This window comes from Hymenobacter sp. UYCo722, from assembly GCF_040547115.1.
Lineage (GTDB): Bacteria > Bacteroidota > Bacteroidia > Cytophagales > Hymenobacteraceae > Hymenobacter.
In genome coordinates, this window is record NZ_JBEPPC010000008.1 from 33728 (window position 1) to 53782 (window position 20055).

Genomic DNA, 20055 nt, shown 5'->3' on the forward strand with positions numbered 1-20055 from the left:
CTATTTCCACTCCCCGGCGCCATCCGCCGGCTTGTCGCTGTCGGGCTTTATCAGGCGGAATTCTACCCGGCGGTTCACCCTGGCGTCGGCGTCGGTCAGCTCGTCTTTCAGGGGTTTGAAGGAGCCGTAGCCGAAGCTCTCGATGCGGTTGGGTTGCAGCTTGCCTTTGCGTTCGATGTAGCGCCGGATGGCTTCGGCGCGGTCCTGCGAGAGCTTCTCGTTCACCTCGGGGTCGCCGCTGCTGTCGGTGTGGCCCGCGATGCTGAGCCGGAACGTGGGGTGGTCGACCAGGAATACCGCGATGCGGTCGAGGGTGGAGTGCATGCTGGCCAGCACGTTGGCCTTGCCCTGCTCAAACTCCAGATTCTTGAAAATCAGGGGCAGCTTGTAGTCGATGCTGTTCGTGAGCAGCGTCATCACCGTGTCGCCCCGTAGCGCAAACTGCTTTTCCACCGAGAAAAAGTCGGGACTTTGAATCAGCATGGCGTAGTGCGAGCCCTCCATCAGTTCGAAGTCGAATGTGCCGTCGGGTCGGATAAACTTGCTGGCCACCTCCACGCCGTTATCGGTGTCGATGATGCTCACAATGCCATTCAGCGGCTTGTTGCTCACCGAATCAAGCAGCGTGCCTTCCACCTTGGTCGTGGCCAGGGGCTGGGCCTCCATCGGCAGGGGGAAAGAGTAGAGGTCGAGGTTGTTCAGCTCCTGCGCCTCGGAGCGGGCGTAGTACAGGTTTTTGCTCTCGCGGTCGATGGTGAAGTAGTACTCCGAGCCTTTGCCGTTCACCAGCGGGCCAATGTTCTTGGGTTCCTGCCAGCGCCCGGCCACCTTGTAGGTTTTGTAAATATCGAAATCGCCGAAGTTCAGCAACTGCCCCCGCGAGCTGAAGTACAACACGTGGTAGAGCGGGTGGTAGAACGGGCTCACCTCGTTTTCGCGGGTGTTGATGACCGGGCCCATGTTCTCGGCCGGGCTCCACTGCCCGTTGCGCAGCTTGTGGGTGAAATAGATGTCGGACAGCCCGAAGCCGCCCAGCCGGTCGGAAGCGAAGTACAGCGTGTCTTCATTCTGCGAGAGGGTAGGTTGCGAGTCCCAGGCCGGCGAGTTCACCAGCCCGCCCAGGCTTTTGGGGGTGCTCCACTTGCCATCCTTGCCCCGCGTGGCGGTATAGAGGTCGCAGTTGCCGTGGCAGGTGGCGCACTCGCAGCGGGCGAAGAAAATGGTGCGGCCGTCCTTGCTCAGGCAGGCCGAGCCCTCGTTGTTGGGCGAGTTGATGGGCTTGGGCAGCGGCTCGGCGTCGGTCCAGCTCTCGCCTTCCTTGTGCGAGGTGTAGAGGTCCTCATCTATCACGCCGGTCAGCCCGCGCCGGTGCCGCTTGCTGCTGAAAATCATCAGCGAATCATTGCCCGCCAGCGCCGGCCCGTAGTCGGGGGCCTTGCTGTTGATGGCATCGCCCATGCTCGTGTACACGCCCTTGGGCGGATGGAAGGTATTGAGGTTCTTGCGGTACTCCACCAGGTCGTAGTACGTTTTCAGGGGTACGTACAGGGGCGTCTGCTTCTGCTCCAGCGAGTCGTAGTAGAGCTGAATGCGCTTGGTATCGGCGCGGCTGTGCTTGAGGGCGAGGCGGTAGTAGGCCTTGGCTTTTACGGTCTGGCTATCGCGCTGCAACAGTTGGCCCAGGTGCCAAATCATGTCGGTGTTTTTGGCGAAGTTGGTGGGGCCGAACTTGGCCACGTAGTCTTCCAGCAGGAGCCGTGCCTGATGAAACTGCCGCCGCTTTTCGGCCTTGGTAATAGCCCGTAGGGCCTTCTTATCCTCGTAAAATGGGTATTTGTTGATATTGACGAAGTCGGGGGTGCCGTCGGGCCGCAGGTGCAACTTGCGGCTGGTGCGGCCGCCCAGCGCACGTATCCGGTAGGTGGGCCGGGTGCTGGCCGGAGCTTGGGCCGCCGGCCGCACCGCCTGGCGCGGGGCCGCCGAAGCCCCGCCGCTGGTGGTATCGGCCGAGGGCGCGGCCGACGCGGGAATTTTCTTTGCCGGCCGGCGCTGGGCCACGGCCGAGCTCATCCCCAGGCTTCCGCCCAGCAGTGCAATTAGCAGTACCCGCAAATACCGACGCAATGAAAAGGGCATTGGTAGAGTAATAAAACTTTGATATGTTGCGCAAGTTGCCAACAATTTAGCGATTTACAGAAAACGTTTTCGGAATTCGTGGAACCATCGGGCGGTGTGCCTAGCAACATCGCTCGCGAGGCGCTAATAAAAACCAGCCCAGCAACAGGATTACGGGTGGCGGGCAATCTGCTGCGCCGCGCGCCGCATGACGTTTCGGAGTGGCTATTCGCCCCGCCCGGATGCCCGCCGCTTTGGCCGAAACCGGGCGCTGGCACGGCCCTTGAAAGCCAGTCGGTGCGGTTCGCCGTACCTTGTATATCTCGCGCTACGGGACTTCGGGCTGCCAATGTGGCACCTGCCTCTGTGGCCTTGCCTTATTTCTGTTCATGCGTCCAGCATCCGTTCGATATTCAGCCCAGTTCCCCGTAAGGGCCCTCGGCGACTCTCACTCTCAACCTGAAGCCATCGCCATTATGGCCGCCGACCCCGACCACCTGCTGCGCGGCGACGATGCCCCGGCCACGCTGCCGCTGCTGCCCGTGCGCAACACCGTGCTGTTTCCGGGCGTGGTGCTGCCGGTGACGGTAGCCCGCAAAAAAAGCGTGAAGCTGGTGCGCAAAGCCTACGCCGCCGACAAGCTCCTCGGCGTGGTAGCCCAGCTCAACCCCGACGCCGACGAGCCCGCCACCGACGAGCTGCACCAGGTTGGCACTCTGGCCCGCATTCTGAAGCTGCTGGAGCAGCCCGACGGTCAGATTACCATTATCCTGCAGGGCCAGGTGCGCTTCCGCATCGAGGAGCAGCTGTCGTTTTCGCCGCTGTTGGCCCGCGTGAGCTACTTCCCGGAGGTGGCCCTGAACCCCGAGGTGCCCGGCGAATTCGGCCTGTTGCAGGCCCTGCGCGAGGCCGCCACCAAAGTACTGGAGCTTACGCCCGAGATTCCAATGGAAGCCCGGGCCATGCTCGACGGCATTCAGTCGCCGGCGTTTCTCACGCATTTCCTGTCGAGCAACGTACAGCTCGACCTCGCTGCCAAGCAGAAATTACTGGACCTGGCCGACCCCGAGCAGCAGGCCCGTCAGCTGCTCGAAGCCCTGCTCAGCCAGGCCGAGCTGCTCGAAATCAAGCAGGACATCCGCTCGAAAACCCACACCGGCATCGATGCCCAGCAGCGCGAATACTTCCTGCGCCAGCAGCTCAAAACCCTACAGGACGAGCTGGGTCCCGACGGCACCGAAGAAGACGTTCCCCGCCTGCGCGCCCGCGCCGAGACTAAAAAGTGGCCCGAGGCCGTGGCGCTTCACTTCAAAAAGGAGATGGAGAAGCTGGCCCGCACCAACCCAATGGCCCCCGATTATTCGGTGAACATGAACTACGTTGAGTTCCTGCTCGACCTGCCCTGGGGCGAGTACACCAAGGATAAATTTAACCTCAAGCAAACCAAGAAAATCCTTGATGCCGACCACTTCGGCATCGAGAAAGTGAAGGAGCGGATTCTGGAGTATATCGCCGTGCTCAAGCTGAAGCAGGATTTGAAAGCGCCGATTTTGTGCCTCTACGGCCCGCCCGGCGTGGGCAAAACCAGCCTTGGCCGCAGCATTGCCAACGCCATGGGCCGCAAATACATCCGCATGAGCCTGGGCGGGGTACGTGACGAGGCCGAGATTCGCGGGCACCGCAAAACCTACGTGGGGGCCATGCCCGGCCGTATCATTGCCCAGATTAAGAAGGCCGGTACCAGCAACCCGGTCATCATTCTCGATGAGATTGACAAGGTGAGCAGCGACTTCCGCGGCGACCCCAGCTCGGCCCTGCTCGAAGTGCTCGACCCCGAGCAGAATGCCACTTTTACCGACAATTACTTGGAGGTGGAGTACGACCTGAGCAAGGTGCTATTCATCGCCACGGCCAACTCGCTCGATACCATTCAGCCCGCCCTGCGCGACCGCATGGAAATCATCGACCTCACCGGCTACACCCAGGACGAAAAGGTGCAGATTGCCCGTAAGCACCTTTGGCCCAAGCAGTTGAAAGAGCATGGCCTGGGCGAAGCCGAAGTGAAAATTACCGATGCCGCGTTGCACCGCGTAGCCGACGACTACACCCGCGAAAGCGGCGTGCGCGGTCTGGAGCGCAAGCTGGCCGCCGTGACGCGCAACCTGGCCCGCCGCAAGGCCGGCAAGGAGCCGCTGCCCGCCACGATGGAGCCGGCCGAAATCCGCAAGATTCTCGGGGCGGCCATTTTCGACCGCGACCAGTACCAGGACAACGACACCGCCGGCGTGGTAACGGGCCTGGCCTGGACCTCGGTGGGCGGCGACATCCTGTTCGTGGAAAGCCTGCTGAGCCGGGGCCGGGGCAAGCTCACGCTTTCGGGCCAGCTCGGCGACGTGATGAAGGAATCGGCAATTACGGCCCTCAGCTACCTGCGCTCGCGGGCCGATGAAATCGGCATCGACTACCGCCTTTTCGAACAGTACGACCTGCACATCCACTTCCCCGAGGGCGCGGTGCCCAAGGATGGGCCCAGCGCGGGCATCGCCATCTTCACCAGCATGGCCTCGGCTTTCACTCAGCGTCGGGTGCGCCCGCGTCTGGCCATGACCGGCGAAATCACCCTGCGCGGCAAGGTGCTGCCCGTGGGCGGCATCAAGGAGAAGCTGCTGGCGGCCCGCCGCGCCGGCATGAAGGACATCATCCTGTGCCCCAAGAATCGCAAGGACATCGAGGAAATTCAGGAGGACTACCTCAAGGGCCTCACCATTCACTATTGCGACCGCGTGGACGACGTGCTGCGCGTGGCCCTGCTCGACGAGTTGGTGCCGCACCCCCAGAAGCTGCCGGTGCGCGACGAGCCCGTGCCGGTAGCGGGGCCCAGCGTGGAAGTGCAGTGACATGCCAATACATAAGAACGTCATGCTTCGACTTCGCTCAGCATGACGTTCCGATGTGATTTCTAAACAGATTCATAGTAAATTATTGCATTGCGCGGTAGAGATGCTTCGACTTCGCTCAGCATGACGGTTTGCTTTGGCTGAACAATCAGATGCTTTCAGGTACTTTCTTTCCCGGTATTGGCGTTAGCAGCCGCAGCGGGTTTTCCTTCCGCCGTACCTTAGTAATATGAAGCATCTTTCCGCGTGCCGGCTGGTCGGTTTAGGGTTGTTATTGGGCGGATTGGGGCTGCGACCCGTTGCGGCGCAGCAGTTGGGTGGCCGCACGGTGTTTCCGTTCTTAGACCTGCCGCCGAGTGCCCATCTGGCCGCACTGGGCGGCATGAACCCGTCGACCCGCACCGACGACCCGACCATGCTCTACGGCAACCCGGCCCTGCTGAACTCCGACATGGACGGCCGCCTGGCCCTGAGCTACGTGGCCTACATGGCCGACATCAAGCAGAGCACCGCCGCCTACGTCTTCAACACCCAGAAGTTTGGCCGGATGGGCGTGGGCATCACCTACCTCAACTACGGCAGTTTCGAGAGCTACGATGCGGCCGGCAACACTTTGGGCACCTTCGGCGTGAACGAGTACACCGTGGGCCTGTCGGATGCCTATACGAAGGGAAAATTTACCTTCGGAGCCACCGCTAAGCTGGCCGTGAGCAGCATTGCGGGCAGCCGCTCGCTGGCCGGCGTGGCCGATGCGGGCGTGGTCTACAAGCACCCCACCGCCGATTTCACGGCCGGGCTGGTGGTAAAATCAGCCGGCTATCAGTTCGTCACCTATCCCGGCACCGACCGCGGCCGCCTGCCGCTCGACGTGCAGCTCGGGGCCACCGTGAAGCCCGAGCACATGCCCGTGCGCTTCTCGCTTACGGCCCACCACTTGCAGCAGTGGGATATTCAGTACCTCGACCCCAACGCCCGCGGTACTGTCGATGCCAGCGGCGTGGAGAAGAAGCCCACCCGCAGCTTCGGCGATAACCTGGCCCGGCATTTCACGGCTAGTGCGGCCCTGGTGCTGGGCCCGGGCCTGCAGCTGCGCGCGGGCTACAACCACCTGCAGCGCCGCGAGCTGCGCCTGGAGAACACCAGCGGCAGCGCCGGCCTCAGTTTTGGCGCGATGGTTAAAATCAGCACCTTTCAGCTCGATTACACGCACGCCACGCTGCAGGCAGCCGGTTCCAGCGAGTACATCACCGTCTCCCGTAGCCTCGATTCGCTGTTTAAGAAGAAGGATAAAAGCACCACGCCGAGCGTGCCCAAAGCCACGCCCGACGGGGCGAGAACCCGGTACCGCAAAGTCGGCTCCTGACCCATCGTGCGGCGAACCTTTGCCCATGCCGCGCGGTATTCTGCCAAATAATCATCCATGCAAAACTTCCTTACTCCGGCCCAGATTGTGGCCGAGCTCGACAAGTACATCATCGGCCAGCACGAGGCCAAGCGCCACGTGGCCATTGCCCTGCGCAACCGCTGGCGCCGCCTGCATGCCCCGGCCGACATGCAGGCCGAAATAGTGCCCAACAACATTCTGATGATTGGGGCCACCGGCGTGGGCAAAACCGAAATTGCCCGCCGCCTCGCTCACCTCGCCGACGCGCCCTTTGTGAAGGTCGAAGCCAGCAAATTCACCGAGGTTGGCTACGTGGGCCGCGACGTGGAAAGCATGGTGCGCGACCTGGCCGAGCAGTCGTTCAACCGCGTGAAAGCCCGCCGCCAGGAAGCTGTGAAAGCCCAGGCCGCCGATGCCGTGGAGGAAGTTATTCTCGACGCGCTTATCCCATCCATTGGCCAGCCGGCCGGAGTCAAAGCCGGCGTCGGCTTCGGCAGTGGGGGAGGCAACGACATGCCCACGTCGGACACCGAGCTGAATGAGCGCACCCGCGAGCGGTTCCGCCAGAAAATTAAAAACGGCGAGCTCGAAGACCGTAAAATTGAAATTCAAGTGGCCCAGGGTGCACCCAGCATCGGTATTATGGGGGCGCCGGGCATGGATGAAAACGCCATGTCGGGCCTGCAGGATATGCTGGGCAACATGATGCCCAAGAAAACCCGTAAGCGCAAAGTAACCGTGGCCGAAGCCCGCAGGCTGCTGCTCGACGAGGAAGCCGCCAAGCTCATCGACATGGATGAGGTGAAGGACGAGGCCGTTCGGCAGTGCGAAAATGCCGGCATCATCTTCATCGACGAAATCGATAAAGTGGCCAGTAGCGGCGGTAAAGGCGGTGGCTCCGGCCCCGACGTGAGCCGCCAGGGCGTGCAGCGCGACCTGCTGCCCATTGTGGAGGGCTCGGCCGTGAACACCAAATACGGCATCGTCAACACCGACCACATCCTGTTCATCGCCGCCGGCGCTTTCCACGTTTCCAAGCCCAGCGACCTGATTCCCGAGCTGCAGGGCCGCTTCCCCATCCGCGTCGAGCTGCAGAGCCTGACCAAAGACGACTTCTACCACATTCTCAAGGAGCCTAAAAACGCCCTCACCAAGCAGTACGAAGCTTTGCTGCAAGCCGAGGAAGTAGCGCTCACCTTCGACGACGCGGCGCTGGAACGCCTGGCCGAAATCGCGTTCGAAGTAAATGGCGAAGTCGAGAATATTGGGGCCCGCCGCCTGCACACCGTTATGAGCCGCCTGCTCAACGACATTCTTTACGATGTGCCTGATAAGATTGGCCCCAACGCCCACATTCAAATTACGGCCGCGCTGGTCGATGAGCGCCTCCGTGATATGGTGAAGAACCGCGACTTGAGCCAGTATATCCTGTGAGGCATTTAGTCGCTTTTTCCCACAAAAAAGCCCCAGCCAATTTGGCTGGGGCTTTTTTATTCAATCAGGTACCCTGGTTTACTGAACGCGCACACGCACGCGCTCTGGGATAATGGTTGCGCCATTATCGAGCGTCAGCAGGAAGTAGTACTCAATCTGGGTCGGGGTCTGCGGGTTAGTCGATACCACGGGGTTCACCGTGGCAGTGCCTGCCCCTACGCGGGTCCGGTACTTGGTGTAGGTATCCAGGTCCGACGTGAAGGTGATGGTATTGGAGCCATTACCCGGAATTGCTACAGCCGCGCTGGTTGCCGTGTTGTAGTTGTAGAGCACGGCGGGAGCACCGGTCTGCAGGTCGCGCAGGCCGTTGTTACCCGTCGTTACCTTGGTAATCTCCTTGATTTTGCCTTTGTCGGCGGGAATGGAGAACGTAATCGTGAAAGCGCCAGCGGGAGCAGTAGCGAAGAACACCGGGAAGCGCTCGAACACATTAAAGTTCGTGACGGTCACCGGAATGTCAGCCAGGCTGGGTGCCAGGGGGTCCAGGTTGTTGTTATCGTAGGCCTTCTTGCAGGAAACAGCGCTTCCGGCCAGCAAAACCAAGGCGAATAATTGAATGAGTTGCTTTTTCATGTCGAAAATCGGATGAGAAGTTAAACGAAGGGGCGGCTTACTGCGCCCACCACACTGGCGCGCTGGTCCGGATGTTCTTGTCCAGGCCTTCGGCGTTCGTGTTGGCGTTCAGCTCCGAGTTAGGATATGGAATGCGACGGGGGATGATTGCGGGGTCGTCGCCGGCGGCATTCTGCACCACGGCCAAACGGGGGTAACCGGTACGGCGGTAGTCGTTGTAGGCTTCGTAGCCGTTGCCAACCCAGGCAATCCATTTCTGGGTAATAATCTGGTTTTGAGCCAAGGTAGCGTTAGTGCTCAGCAGCGCTACCCGGGGGTTGGCAGTAAAGTAGGCCGTCACGTCCGCATCGGCTATGCCAGCCTTGGTCATCGAAGCGCGGATGGCGCTCTGGTAAAGCGACTGGGCCGTAGTGCCAGCCGGCAGGGTGAACCCAGGCAGGCCCTGTACGGCCGATTCGGCCAGGATGAACAAGCGCTGGAAGTTGGTGAGCAGGCGAGCCGGAGCTTCACCGCCCGCCCCGCGGATGTACACGTTGTAGCGCGAGCGGTTGGCCCGTACGGGTACGGCGTTGGGCGAGCCGTTCTGGTAGCCCGTGAAGACACCCACTGGCGTAACCGTGCCCGTCACGTTCACCAACGTGCCGGTGAGTACCGGAGTTGGCGTCATGTTGAAGTAAATAGGCAGGCGAGGGTCCCGGCGCACGCTCATGCTGTCGAGCAGACGCTGGCTTAGCATCTGGTCGTCGGGGCGCGTTACGAAATTGAACTGGTACAACGGGTTCAGGTTGGTCGTCGACGTGCCGAAGGGAACCTGAAAGTCGTTGGCGTTCGTGGTGATAGCACCGGCGGCGGCCTGCGCAATGATAGGGCCAGCCAATGCCGGCTCTTTCTTGCTGATGGTGTTGGCCAGCTTCAGCAGCAGGGTGTTACCCATTTGCTTCCACTTATTCAGGTCACCACCATAAACCGGGTCATCAGCGGCGCTGGGCTTCAGGGTGCTGGGCTTATCAAGGTCGGCCAGGCCGTCCTTCACCAGCTCAAACAGGCTCTTAATGCCTTTGGCCGTGTTGCCTTTGTAGATGTCCTCCTGCTTATCGAAGCGGGGAGTGAGGATGGCCGTTCCCTGCAGGGCCTGGGAGTAGGGAATATCACCGTAGAGGTCGGTGGTGAGGGCGAAGTTGTACGCTTGAATCAGCTTGGCAATACCGCCGTAAGCGGGGCTGTTTTTTTGTACCGCTTGGTCAATCAACAACTTGGTGTTCACCAGCGAGCCATTGTAGAGCTCCCCGTTCCACTGGTTGTCGAACGAGCCCCGGATGTTATACACATCGTAGGTAGCCGACTGGTTGGCAATGCCGGCAATGTGCTGCACCAGCAGTGAGGTAACGCGGCCCAGGTCGTTGGTGTTAGCGAAACCCGTCGTGAGCAGGGTGCTCGTCAGGAGCAGCGGCATGCCCACGGCGGCCGGGCTGTTGGGGTTCTGGTTCACGTCCAGAAACTCATCTTTACTGCAGCTGGTAGAAGAAAGTACGACCGTTGCTGCCAGGGCAAGGCCCCAGAATTGGTTCTTTTTCATATAGAAGAAAGTACTCAAATTATAGAGTGAAGCGCAGGTTTACACCATAGTTGCGCGTGTTTGGCGGACCCTGCAGCTCCAGGCCACGAATGTTGCCCGCGCCCTGCGTGTTCGTCTCGGGGTCGAAGTTGGCATTGGGAGCGTAGTAGAACAGGTTGCGGCCCGAAAGCGTGATGCTGGCTTGGCCGAAGGGCGTTTTTTCCAGCAGGGCCTTGGGCAGGGTGTAGCCAATGGAAGCTTCGCGGAGGCGGTACACGGATGCATCGTACACGTTGAACTCGCTCTGCAGGCCACCAATGGCGCCGTAGTATTGCTGCGCATCAATCTGGATGTTGTTTTCGCGGTAGCTACCGTCAGGATTGCGAATAACGCCGGGGATGACGCGGGGAGCCTCGCGGTTAACGGCCGTTTCGGCCAAGTGGCCGTTCGACTTCTGCACGGCGTTGGTGAAGGACAGCAGCTGGGCACCGTAGGTAGCATCGACCAGGAACGAGAGCGACAGGCCACGGTAGCTCACGGTGTTCGTGATGCCACCCTGCCACTGAGGGTTCGGGTTCGAGAGGATGGAGTTGGGAACGGTGTTGCTGTCGAAGCTACCGGTAGCCGGGTTGATGATGTAGCGACCCACCACGCTGGGGTCGTTGGCCTTGCCATTCGCGTCGGTGGCAGGTACGCGGGGAACCTTGCTGCCGATGATGATGCCGTAAGGCTGACCAACCTGGAAGGAGGGTACGCTGCCGATGAAGGCACTGCCGTTTACCGAGGCGGTAATCACGTCAGGAGCAATCGAGATAACCTCGTTCTTGATGTGCGTGAAGTTGGCATTGATATCCCATTTGAAATTCGTCGTACGAACGGGCGATACAATCATCAAGGCCTCAAAACCCGTGTTGTCTACCCGGCCCACGTTGGTAACGCGGGAGAGGTAGCCGGTCGAGCCGGGCGTGGTAATCGGAATAATCTGGTTTTCGCTAATCGTCTTGAAGTACGACAGGTCAAACGTCAGGCGGTTGTTGAAGAAGCCCAGGTTGGTGCCTGCCTCAAACGACTTCGTGAATTCCGGAGTCAGCGTAGTTCCGCCACCCAGGGCGCTGCTGATGCCAAAGCCAGGGTACGTAACGCCATTGACCGTGAAGGGGAAGCTGATGTTGCCCACGTTGTTGCCCAGCGAAGCCGAGTTATAGTAGGTTTCCAGCGCGTAGGTGGCTGCATCCTTGCCCACACGGGCGACGTTGGCCCGCAGCTTGCCGTACGTGAAGATGTCGTTCGACAGCTTAAAGGCGTCGCTGAAGACAAAGCCCACAGTCGCGGCGGGGTAGAAGAACGTGTTGTGAGCTGTGGGCAGCGTCGACGATTGGTCGGCCCGGCCGGTCAGCTCCAGAAAGAGGTAGTTGTTATAGGCCAGCGAGAGCTGTGCGTAGTAGCCCAACAGACGGCGCACGGAAGAGCTCTCGCCCGAGGCCGTGAACTGCGTACCGGCCTGCGCGTTGTAGAACGGGAAAGCCAGGGCATCGGCCTGCGACTGAATGCTTTGCGCCCGACGCTGGTTGATGTTCTGACCGAGCAGCAGCGAGGCGTTGAAGCCTTCGGTGATGATGTTGTCCTTCTTCAGCGTTACGAGCAGGTCGCCGTTGATTTCGCTGCGGTAAATGGCCTGGTCGAGTACCTGGCCACCGGGAACCCGCGCCGAGCCGAGCGCAAAAATCTGCTTGCGGCGGTCGGTATACGTATCCAGACCAGCGCGGTAGGCCACGTTCAGCCAGGGCGTTACATCGTAGCTGAGGTTGGCTACGTTGATGAAGCGCGTCAGATTAGAGGTAGTGGGGTTGTTGCGCAGGTTGAAGTAGGGGTTGTCCGAGCCCGGGAAGAAAATGTTGCCCCCCGTGTTGGGGTCCTGCGAGGGCAGCCCCTGCAGGTTATAGCTGCGCGGAATAGCGGGCAGCTGGCCAAATGCCGAGCTACCGTTGCCAATCAGCGGACCTACCTGGTTGGTCTGAATGAAGCTAACGGAACCACCGGCCCGCAGCTTGTTGATGAGCTTCACGTTGCCACCCAACTGCACGTTGGTGCGTTTCAGGGAAGAATTCTCGGTGATGCCCTTCTGGTCGGTGTTGTTCACGTTCAGCGACACATTCTGGTCGGCATTGCCGCCCACGATGTTCACCCCGTTGTTCAGAATGCGGCCCTGGCGGTAAAAGTCCCGGATGTTGTCTGGATAAGCCTGGTAGGGCAGCGTGCTGCCATCGGTGAGGAGCAGGCCGTTGGCCAAGGTTGGCGTCGTGCCGAAGCGGGGGCCGTAGGAGGCGCGCGAAGCCGTGTTCACGTCGCCCAAGCCGCCGGAAGTCACGACTACGCCCTGGGTACCCTGGCCATAGTCGTTTTGCAGCTTAGCCAGGCCATACACGTTCGACACGTTGTAGCTCGACGTAACCGTAACCTCGGTTTTGCCTTTGGCGTTGCGCCCCGACTTGGTGGTGATGATGACAGCACCCGAAGCGGCCCGCGAGCCGTAGAGGGCGGCAGCGGCCGGCCCTTTCAGGATGTTGATGCTGGCAATGGTTTCGGGGTCGATGTCGTTGGCGCGGTTCGACGTTTGGGCGCCGCCGAGCGTGCCCAGCGGGCCGCCGTTGGTGCGGTCGAGGTCGTTGCTAATCGGAATACCGTCCACCACGAACAGCGGCTGGTTGCTGCCCTGCAGCGAGCTAATACCCCGGATGTTGATGTTAGTGGACGAACCGGCAAGGCCGCTGGCCCCGGTAATGTTCACGCCGGCCACTTTGCCCTGCAGCGCATTCAGTACGTTGGGCTCCGATTTCTGCGAAATCTGGTCGGCTTTGATTTCCTGGGTCGCGTAGCCCAGCGAGCGCACGTCCTTTTCGATGCCAAGGGCCGTTACCACAACCTCGCTCAGCTGCTTGTTGTCCTGGGCGAGTGCGATGTTAACTTCCGCAGCGGTGCCGATGGCCCGCTCCTGGGTTGCCATGCCTACCGACGAAAAAACGAGCGTACCGCCCGCTTCTGGCACCGACAAAGTGAATTTGCCGTCTGAGTTGGTCGAAATGCCAGTGGATGTTCCTTTCAATAGCACCGTGACGCCGGGTAACCCCTCGCCAGAGGCTTGGTCAGTTACTCGCCCCGAGATGGCGCGCGTTTGCGCCAGCACTCCGGTGAGGAAAGTAAACATGAGCACCAAGCTCATGAGTATGGATTTTTTCATGGGTAAAAAATTAAGGTTTGGGATGAAAACAAAACAGGGGTGGGATGGCAGCTATGGCCAAAAATAAGCCATGTATCGCAGATTCTGATGCGGTAGGTTTAACAAACGCATGTATTTTCCTTAACATCACAACAACAATGAGTATTGTGTGAATTTAGAATCGCGATTTTCTGAGTATTACTTAATGGGGCTAATTATTTGTTAATCAATGATTTTTGGGTATCGTATGCAAGTGGCGCGGGGCATATTCAGACAAGCTGGACTGCTCAAAAAAACATAGGTAATGCCATAGTTTTCTTTTATCAGCACAGCGGATACCTTGTCGGATTGCCATTGGTACTACTCAATTTGCTCATTTTTCTGCAACTCGGTGCGCTAACGATGGAAGCGCAAGACCCTGAAAAAATCTGCCAGTAGGAATGCTTGGATGAGATTTGAAAGCGAAAAACCCACCTGAATGGGGCGCAAGGTAGAAGGATTTTTCAGCAAGAATACCATTATCCTCCGCTGGCTAGGTTAGCAAGCCTCAGGGGGGATTGTCGGAAACCATTCGGACGATGCGGGAGCAGCCCGATTTACACACGGCTCCGCAATTTAACTCGCGCGGCGGAGTACACAACAAAGCCCCAGCGGGATGGGATACGGGTAGTGAAACCAGTAAAAACAAGGGCATAGCCTCACCCGGGCGGTATTTATTGTTCGGATATCGCCTCGCAGGGGCTTCAACTACTCACGCAAAAGCAACCTTATATGCAGCGCGTTCTGCATGACGGTGTTTACGCTACTCGTTTACTTGACTGCATAACCCGATTTGCGGACTACCGAAGATAACTCCGCTGGGGCTTAACCACGTACTCCGCAACTTGGATTACATAAGCCTCGCGTGGCGCAGTTCTGGTAGTTGATAAGCACGGGTTCCATTATCAAGGCAAAAAGGCCCGCTGCACGTGCAGCGGGCCTTTTTCGGCATTATTACAGGTGCCGTTACTCGCGCGATACGCGCAGGGTACGGCTGCTGCCATCGGGCAGCTGCACGCGCACCAGGTAGAGGCCGGCGGGCAGGCCGGCCGCTTCGGGCCACTGCACGGTACTGGGGCCGGCGGCCAGGCGCTCGGTGGTGCGGCGCAGCAACACGCGGCCCGTTACGTCGAGCAGGGTGATGCTTACCTGCGGCAAGCCGGTGGGCAGGCCCAGGTTCAGGCGCAGGCCCTGGCTGCCGAAGGGGTTGGGCTGGGCACTGAACTCCGTGGCCTGAGCCAGGGTGCTTTGCTGGCCCAACGTTACGCCCACGGGCAACAGGAAGCTCACCACGCTCTGCGAGCCGGCCAGGTTGCCACTGTTGTCGCGCAGCTCGATGCGCTGGTCGCCGCCGCAGCCGTTGAGTACGGCAATGTCGTCGATGAACCAGCCTTCGGGGCCGGCAGGGCTACCGTTGTCGGTGCGGGTGTGGAAGCGCACGAGCACGCTGGTGCCCGCAAACGAGCGCAGGTCGACAACCGAGCGAATGAAGCCGGGTGTGCCGTTGGTTGCGCTCTGGCCCGAGAATACCCAGGCCCCCGGTGCCGTCGTGCTGGGGTCGAGCGTGGTGTTAGGGGCATTTAACACGAAGAAGGACTTGGCGTTCTGCCAGGTAGTGCCGTTGTTGGTCGAAATCTCCACGGCTCCGCCGTCGAAGCCTCCCTCGAAGTTATAGTAGTGATAGAACGAGAGCACCGACAGGCCCGTGGGCGTGAAGGGGGCCGAGGTCAGCACGAAATCGGCGGGGGTATCGGGGGCCGGCGAAAACCAGCTGCTGGTGCCGGTGTTGGCGCGAGCGGTGCTGGGAGCAAAGCCGGTAGTACCGGTAATTGACTGCGGCGTGAAGCCGCCGGTGGTGCTCACGTCGCGGTTGTCGTTCACTGGAAAGACGGGCGCACAGGCTGCCGCCGCCGTAGCCTGCGCCTGGAAGCGGAGGGTGCGGACCTGCCCTGGGGCCGTGAAGGTGATGTTGCTGAAGGTTACTTTATTGCCAACCAGGGTGCCACCCGTCGAGCTGCTCAGAAACTGCATGCCCGCCGGCAGCTCATCCGTGAGCACGTAGGGCGTGTTGGGCACGGTCAGCAGCGAGCTTACCTGCAGGCTCACGTCGAAAATATTGCTGGCCACTACGCCGGCAGTAGGCAGCAGCTTGGCTGGCGGCGGGATGTCGAAAGCGGCCACCTGGTCGGTAGCGCTGCCCGACGAGCCCTGGCTGGCACTGTAGCCCATGCCGCGGCGCGCAAACGCCGCCCAGATGGTGTTCTGGTACTGGCCCTGGTACAGCACGGAGTCGGCTTTCAGAATGGCATCGCGCGAATCGAGGAAGCCGGGCTGGCAGGGCTGGAGCTTCATGCCCTGCATCACGAGCTGCAGGGCCACGTTGTTGCCGCCGTTGGCCGCGCCGTTAAACAGGTTGGGCTGAATGTTGCCGCGCTGCTGAATAACCGCCCAGGTCATGTCCCACAGTGCCGCGCACCACACCTCGCCAATAGCGTGCACCTCGGGGTTGGTGGCCACGTTGGCGTAGGTGAGCGGGTTGGTAGTTAGGGAATTGGAATAGGGGTAGCGCCGAATGCCGGTGCCGGTGCTGGCCTGGCCCACCGCGTAGTTGCCCACCGGGCGGGCATTGGGGCCGTCGCTGAGCTGGGTGTTGGCCCAGTCGGTGGTCATCATCAGGGCCAGGTAGTCGCTCCAGCCTTCGCCGCCCTGTTCGGCGTTGCTCAGGCAGCTGCTGTTGGCCGGGCCGCCGGTCAGGCGGGTTGATACGCCGTGGCCGTACTCGTGCACCACGATGCCATTGTCGAGGTCGCCGTCGAGGGCCGGGCCGGCGGCGGCGGGTCGCGGCAGTACTGCCTGCACGCCATTGGCGGCCTGCGCGGCCAGCCGGTCGCCATCGGCCAGGGAAATCATCACCGCCGGAATGGTCACCGTGTTATCGGTACCACCCATCACAATGGGCGCGCCGGCGACGTTGTTCACCACAATGGCGGCAATGGCCCCGGCTAGCTGGGCGTTTTTTACTTTCACGGCAAAGCCGCAGGTGCCGCGGTAAAGCAGGGCAATTTTGCCCGTGAGGGGGCTGCCGCCATGGGTACCGCAGGCCTGGTTGGTGGCGGGGCTGCTGCCCGCATCAATGAACAGGCCGAGCTGGCCCGCAATCGGCCCCAGGGCCGACAGCCGGTTGGCGGTGCTGAAGCCGCCCTCTACAGCCGGGTAGCTGCCGGCCACCGTAGCTGGGGCACTCACCTGCACGCTATAGGGCATCGGGGCCGGGCTCCACAGAAACATCTGCATGCGGCCGCTGGTGCCGTCGGCGGGGGTGCTGAAGTTGGCGTTGTTGGTGCCGCTGCCGTCTTGGGCCTCGGCCCGTACGTAGTCGTTGCCCCGGCCGCCCCGGCCCAGGTTGTCGGCCTGGAAGTTGCCGGCCGCTTCGGTAAAGCCGTATTGATAGGTGAGGTCGTGAACGATGTTGTTCCAGTAGAACAGGTTCACGGTAGCCGCGTTGCGGTTGGCCGGCGTGGTTGGGGCGGCCCCCGGGTTGGGCGAGAAGGAGAAAGTCAGCGTCGGAGCAGCCGTGCTCGAACTGGCGTAGCGGCCCGGAGCGTTGGCTTTAAGCGAGTCGTCGTAGGCCGCTACGTTGTTGCCACGCGTGGTAACATAGTTAGTGGTGCCGTCGAAGTTCCAGCCGTGGGTGGTGGCGCTGTTGCCGGCTCCGGCCTTCAGCCAGGGGTCGGTTTCAGTCTGGAAACCGAGGGTGCCCGGGTTTTCGCGTGGGTAGCCCACCACGAAAAAGGTCGAAGAAGTGGCGCTGGGCGGTGGGGGTGGGGGCTGCCGCCGGGCCGTGGCCTGGGTGCGGGCACCCATCAGGCGGGCGGCCGTGGTGGAGCTGGCCTGTTCTTCCACGGTCCAGTTGTCCTGGCCCAGGATGAGGCCGGTGGCAGCATCTACGCGCACATTCCACCAGTCGGCAGAATGCAGCAATTCCACGTTCACGTTCCAGGCCAGGTGGGGGCGGCCGGCCTCGTCCATGGCCCAGGTCAGGCTGGCGACGATGGCACGGCGGGCCACGCCCGTTTCGGCAAACGTGTGGCGGGCCTCGGGGCCGTTGTCCTCGCTGAGCATGACCGGTACCACGGCGGCCGTGGGGGCCACGTGCAGCAGGGCCCGGCTCACGGCACCGGCGGCGCTCAGGGCGGGCACCGTGGGCAGGCCGGCGAGCAGCTTGGCCGGCACGAAGCTGCCCGAGTGCGTAGCCAATTGGCCTTGGGCAAAAGCCAGCGTAGCCATGCTGTTATACACCGGAATGCCGGCATGCGCCTGCTGCACGTAAATGTGCTCCAGTCCGTTCGCCTCGGCGTACGCGCTGCTGATGCGCAGGTCAGCCTCCGCATACTCGGGGCCTATCCACTGCGAGCGGGTTGCCAGCGCGGTTTCCAGGGCCAAGTAGGGGGAAATGGTCTGCGCGTGCAGCGCAACTGGCAACAGCCCCATCAGGGCCAGGCCTAGTTTCATTGTAGAGGGTTTCCTCACAGGTAAAAAAGTAAAAAGTTTGGGGGGAAAGAAGTAAAAAGGGCGCGATACTCACCGACCAGTTTGCCGCGCGCTATTGAAATGCCGCTGAATATCGCAAAACCAAAGTTAACTACGCGGCTCACTTGCGTAACCGGACCCAGCCTGTCGCTAGCACCGTCGCCCGCCTGGTCGCCAGCCCGGTGGGCACGTCTGGCGGTCTGTGCAAACGCTTGCACGAGCTGATTCTTAGCTCTTTTGGCGTTAAAATATCTTTGCTATACGGGCCCGAAATTCAGCTTGCTCCCCTCAGAAAAAAAGCAGAGTTTCTATGGAAAGGCTGCTTTTTTTAGTCAGAATTTTTTAAAATTAGCCTGAAGGCGATACCAGCCGCAGTAAAGCGCGCCGTTCAGAATGAGTTTCGTAATTGCCAAACAGCCTTGTTGAATCGATTTCGTTTCTACCAGGGAACGGACCGGCCCTGCCAGGTCACGAAGCTGTCGTTCTCTTCGGCGTGCAACTGCTCGACGAGGCGGATGATGCCGCGGGCCCAGGTCAGATTGATATTCATGTCATCTTAATTAATTAAATAATTTTTTTATAATAAAACCCTGTTGCAAACGCACGCATTTTACCACAGCATATAACGAAAACACCCCTTACGGCCCGCATAGCGGACAATAAGGGGTGCAAAAAGTGAAGCAGCGGATTAGGTCTAGGCGGGGTTTAACTGGAATGCCGTCCCGCTGAGGAACTGCCTAGTTGCGAGTCATCAGCTTGTTGGTGGCCAGCTCCGTGAAGGGGATGGGCCACACGTAATTCATGTCGCCGGGGTTGACTGCCGAAACCGAGCCTTTGCCCGGAATTGGGGCGAGCAGGCGCATGATGTCGATGTTGCGAATGCCTTCGCCCAGAAACTCGATGCGCCGTTCCAGCAGAATGGCGTCGATGAGTGCCGTGGCCGACGCAAAGCTGGCGGCGGTGTACACCCCGGCCGGATTCGAGCGGCCGCGCACGGCGTTTAGCAGCAGTAGGGCCTGGGGGTCGACGGTGTTGGTGGTGCGCGCTCGCGCCTCGGCCAGACTCAGCATCACTTCGGGGTAGCGAATGACCGGGGCCTTGTCGGTGTAGGGATTGGGCGAGCCGGTGGGGTACTTCTTCAGGTACGACTCGGTGCCCGACACGAGTACGAAGTTGGTACGGCGGGCATCGGTGGCAGCCCAGGCCGGGTTGCTCAGGATGCTGCCGGGCCCGGAATTCAGGGAGTACTCGCCGTTGCCGCCCCCGTTCTGGGGTAGGTAATAAAAGGCCAGCTGGTTCTGGGTGCCGGGCTGGTCCTGCGACGTGAAGGGGAAAGACAGGATGCTCTCCGTGGTTTCCTGCGCGCCCGTGAACACGGCAGCCACCGAGGCGTTCAGTGCGTTGGGCACGCCGGTAGGTGCAATGAAGGGGGCGGTCGCGGGCACCAGCTTGTTGGCTTCCCGAATCACCTCGTCGTACTTGGCCATGCTCAGGTACACCCGCGTTTTCAGGGCGATAGCCGTGTTGCGGTGGGCGCGGGTCACGTTCAGCGGGGCCGTGCCGTTGTTGAGAGGCAGGTTTTTCTCGGCAAAGTCAAGGTCAGCCAGAATCTGGGTGTACACCTCGGCCACCGTGCTGCGCGCCAGGTCGTTGTTCTGGTCGTCCGTCTGCCCCTTCAGGCGCAGGGGCAGGCCGGGCTTGCTGCCATTGCCGTCCGCGTAGGGGCGGGCGTAAAGCTGCAGCAGCGAGTAGTAGCACAGGGCCCGCAGCAACCGGCCCTCGCCCTGGTAATTGGCGACCTTGGCTGCGTACGTGGCGGGGAACTGCGGCGCCACGAACTTGGCCGTGTTGGCGTCGAGGCCGTCGAGGAACACGTTGATTTGGTTGATGGCCTGGTACGCCGCCCCCCAGGTGTTGATGACGTCGTTCTGCGACGTTTCGGTGAGCGTGTGGTTCCACACGCCCGTGCCGGTCACGCCGTTCGAGCGCAGGTTGATGAAATCGTTGGCCCGGATGTCGTTGTAAATCTGGAACCGGCCCCCGAGAAAGGTGCCGGACTTCACGTAAGCGTACATGTTGTTGGCCTGCAGCTCAATGCGGGCTGGGGAGCTGAACACCACTTGGTCGGAAAGCAGAATCTCGGGCTTGGGGTTCAGCTTGTCGGGCTGGCAGGCGAAGGTGCCCACCGCCAAAAACGTCCAGCACACCGCACGGGCGGCCGGTTTGGTTATCAATTTGTTCATGAGGACTG

9 protein-coding genes are annotated in these 20055 nt (G+C 60.8%); 3 read left to right on the forward strand and 6 right to left on the reverse strand.

The genetic code is table 11. From position 1 onward, the window contains the following. On the reverse strand, positions 1-2136 hold the full coding sequence (locus ABIB44_RS17030; RefSeq protein ID WP_354585873.1) for an OmpA family protein: 2136 nt from the start codon (positions 2134-2136) through the stop codon (positions 1-3). A 455-nt stretch (positions 2137-2591) separates the two neighbouring features. On the opposite strand from ABIB44_RS17030, the gene lon reads away from it, so the two are divergent. From lon to hslU, 3 genes are all read left to right on the forward strand, one after another. Beyond that, a complete protein-coding gene (gene lon, locus ABIB44_RS17035) occupies positions 2592-5012 on the forward strand; it encodes an endopeptidase La (protein ID WP_354586063.1) in 2421 nt (806 codons plus the stop codon). 229 nt (positions 5013-5241) lie between these two features. Next, entirely contained in the window at positions 5242-6375 is a 1134-nt protein-coding gene (gene porQ / locus ABIB44_RS17040) for a type IX secretion system protein PorQ (protein WP_354585874.1), read from the forward strand. A 57-nt stretch (positions 6376-6432) separates the two neighbouring features. Then, positions 6433-7830 carry an ATP-dependent protease ATPase subunit HslU gene (hslU, locus tag ABIB44_RS17045; RefSeq protein ID WP_354585875.1) on the forward strand — a complete coding sequence of 466 codons (1398 nt, stop codon included), beginning with the start codon at positions 6433-6435 and terminating at the stop codon, positions 7828-7830. Positions 7831-7908: 78 nt separating this feature from the next. Here the strand turns inward: hslU and ABIB44_RS17050 are convergent, their stop codons facing one another. The 5 genes from ABIB44_RS17050 to ABIB44_RS17070 all read right to left on the reverse strand — a co-directional run bounded on the left by ABIB44_RS17050 (position 7909) and on the right by ABIB44_RS17070 (position 20047). Further along, positions 7909-8463 (reverse strand): hypothetical protein, encoded by a 555-nt coding sequence (locus tag ABIB44_RS17050; protein WP_354585876.1) that lies wholly within the window; start codon positions 8461-8463, stop codon positions 7909-7911. Positions 8464-8500: 37 nt separating this feature from the next. Next, positions 8501-10039 (reverse strand): SusD/RagB family nutrient-binding outer membrane lipoprotein, encoded by a 1539-nt coding sequence (locus ABIB44_RS17055; protein ID WP_354585877.1) that lies wholly within the window; start codon positions 10037-10039, stop codon positions 8501-8503. 19 nt (positions 10040-10058) lie between these two features. Next, positions 10059-13256: a SusC/RagA family TonB-linked outer membrane protein gene (locus tag ABIB44_RS17060; RefSeq protein WP_354585878.1), complete on the reverse strand. Its 3198-nt coding sequence runs from the start codon at positions 13254-13256 to the stop codon at positions 10059-10061. A 984-nt stretch (positions 13257-14240) separates the two neighbouring features. Beyond that, positions 14241-17786 carry a M36 family metallopeptidase gene (locus ABIB44_RS17065; RefSeq protein ID WP_354585879.1) on the reverse strand — a complete coding sequence of 1182 codons (3546 nt, stop codon included), beginning with the start codon at positions 17784-17786 and terminating at the stop codon, positions 14241-14243. Positions 17787-18541: 755 nt separating this feature from the next. Then, on the reverse strand, positions 18542-20047 hold the full coding sequence (locus ABIB44_RS17070) for a RagB/SusD family nutrient uptake outer membrane protein (protein ID WP_354585880.1): 1506 nt from the start codon (positions 20045-20047) through the stop codon (positions 18542-18544). Positions 20048-20055 lie beyond the last annotated feature (8 nt).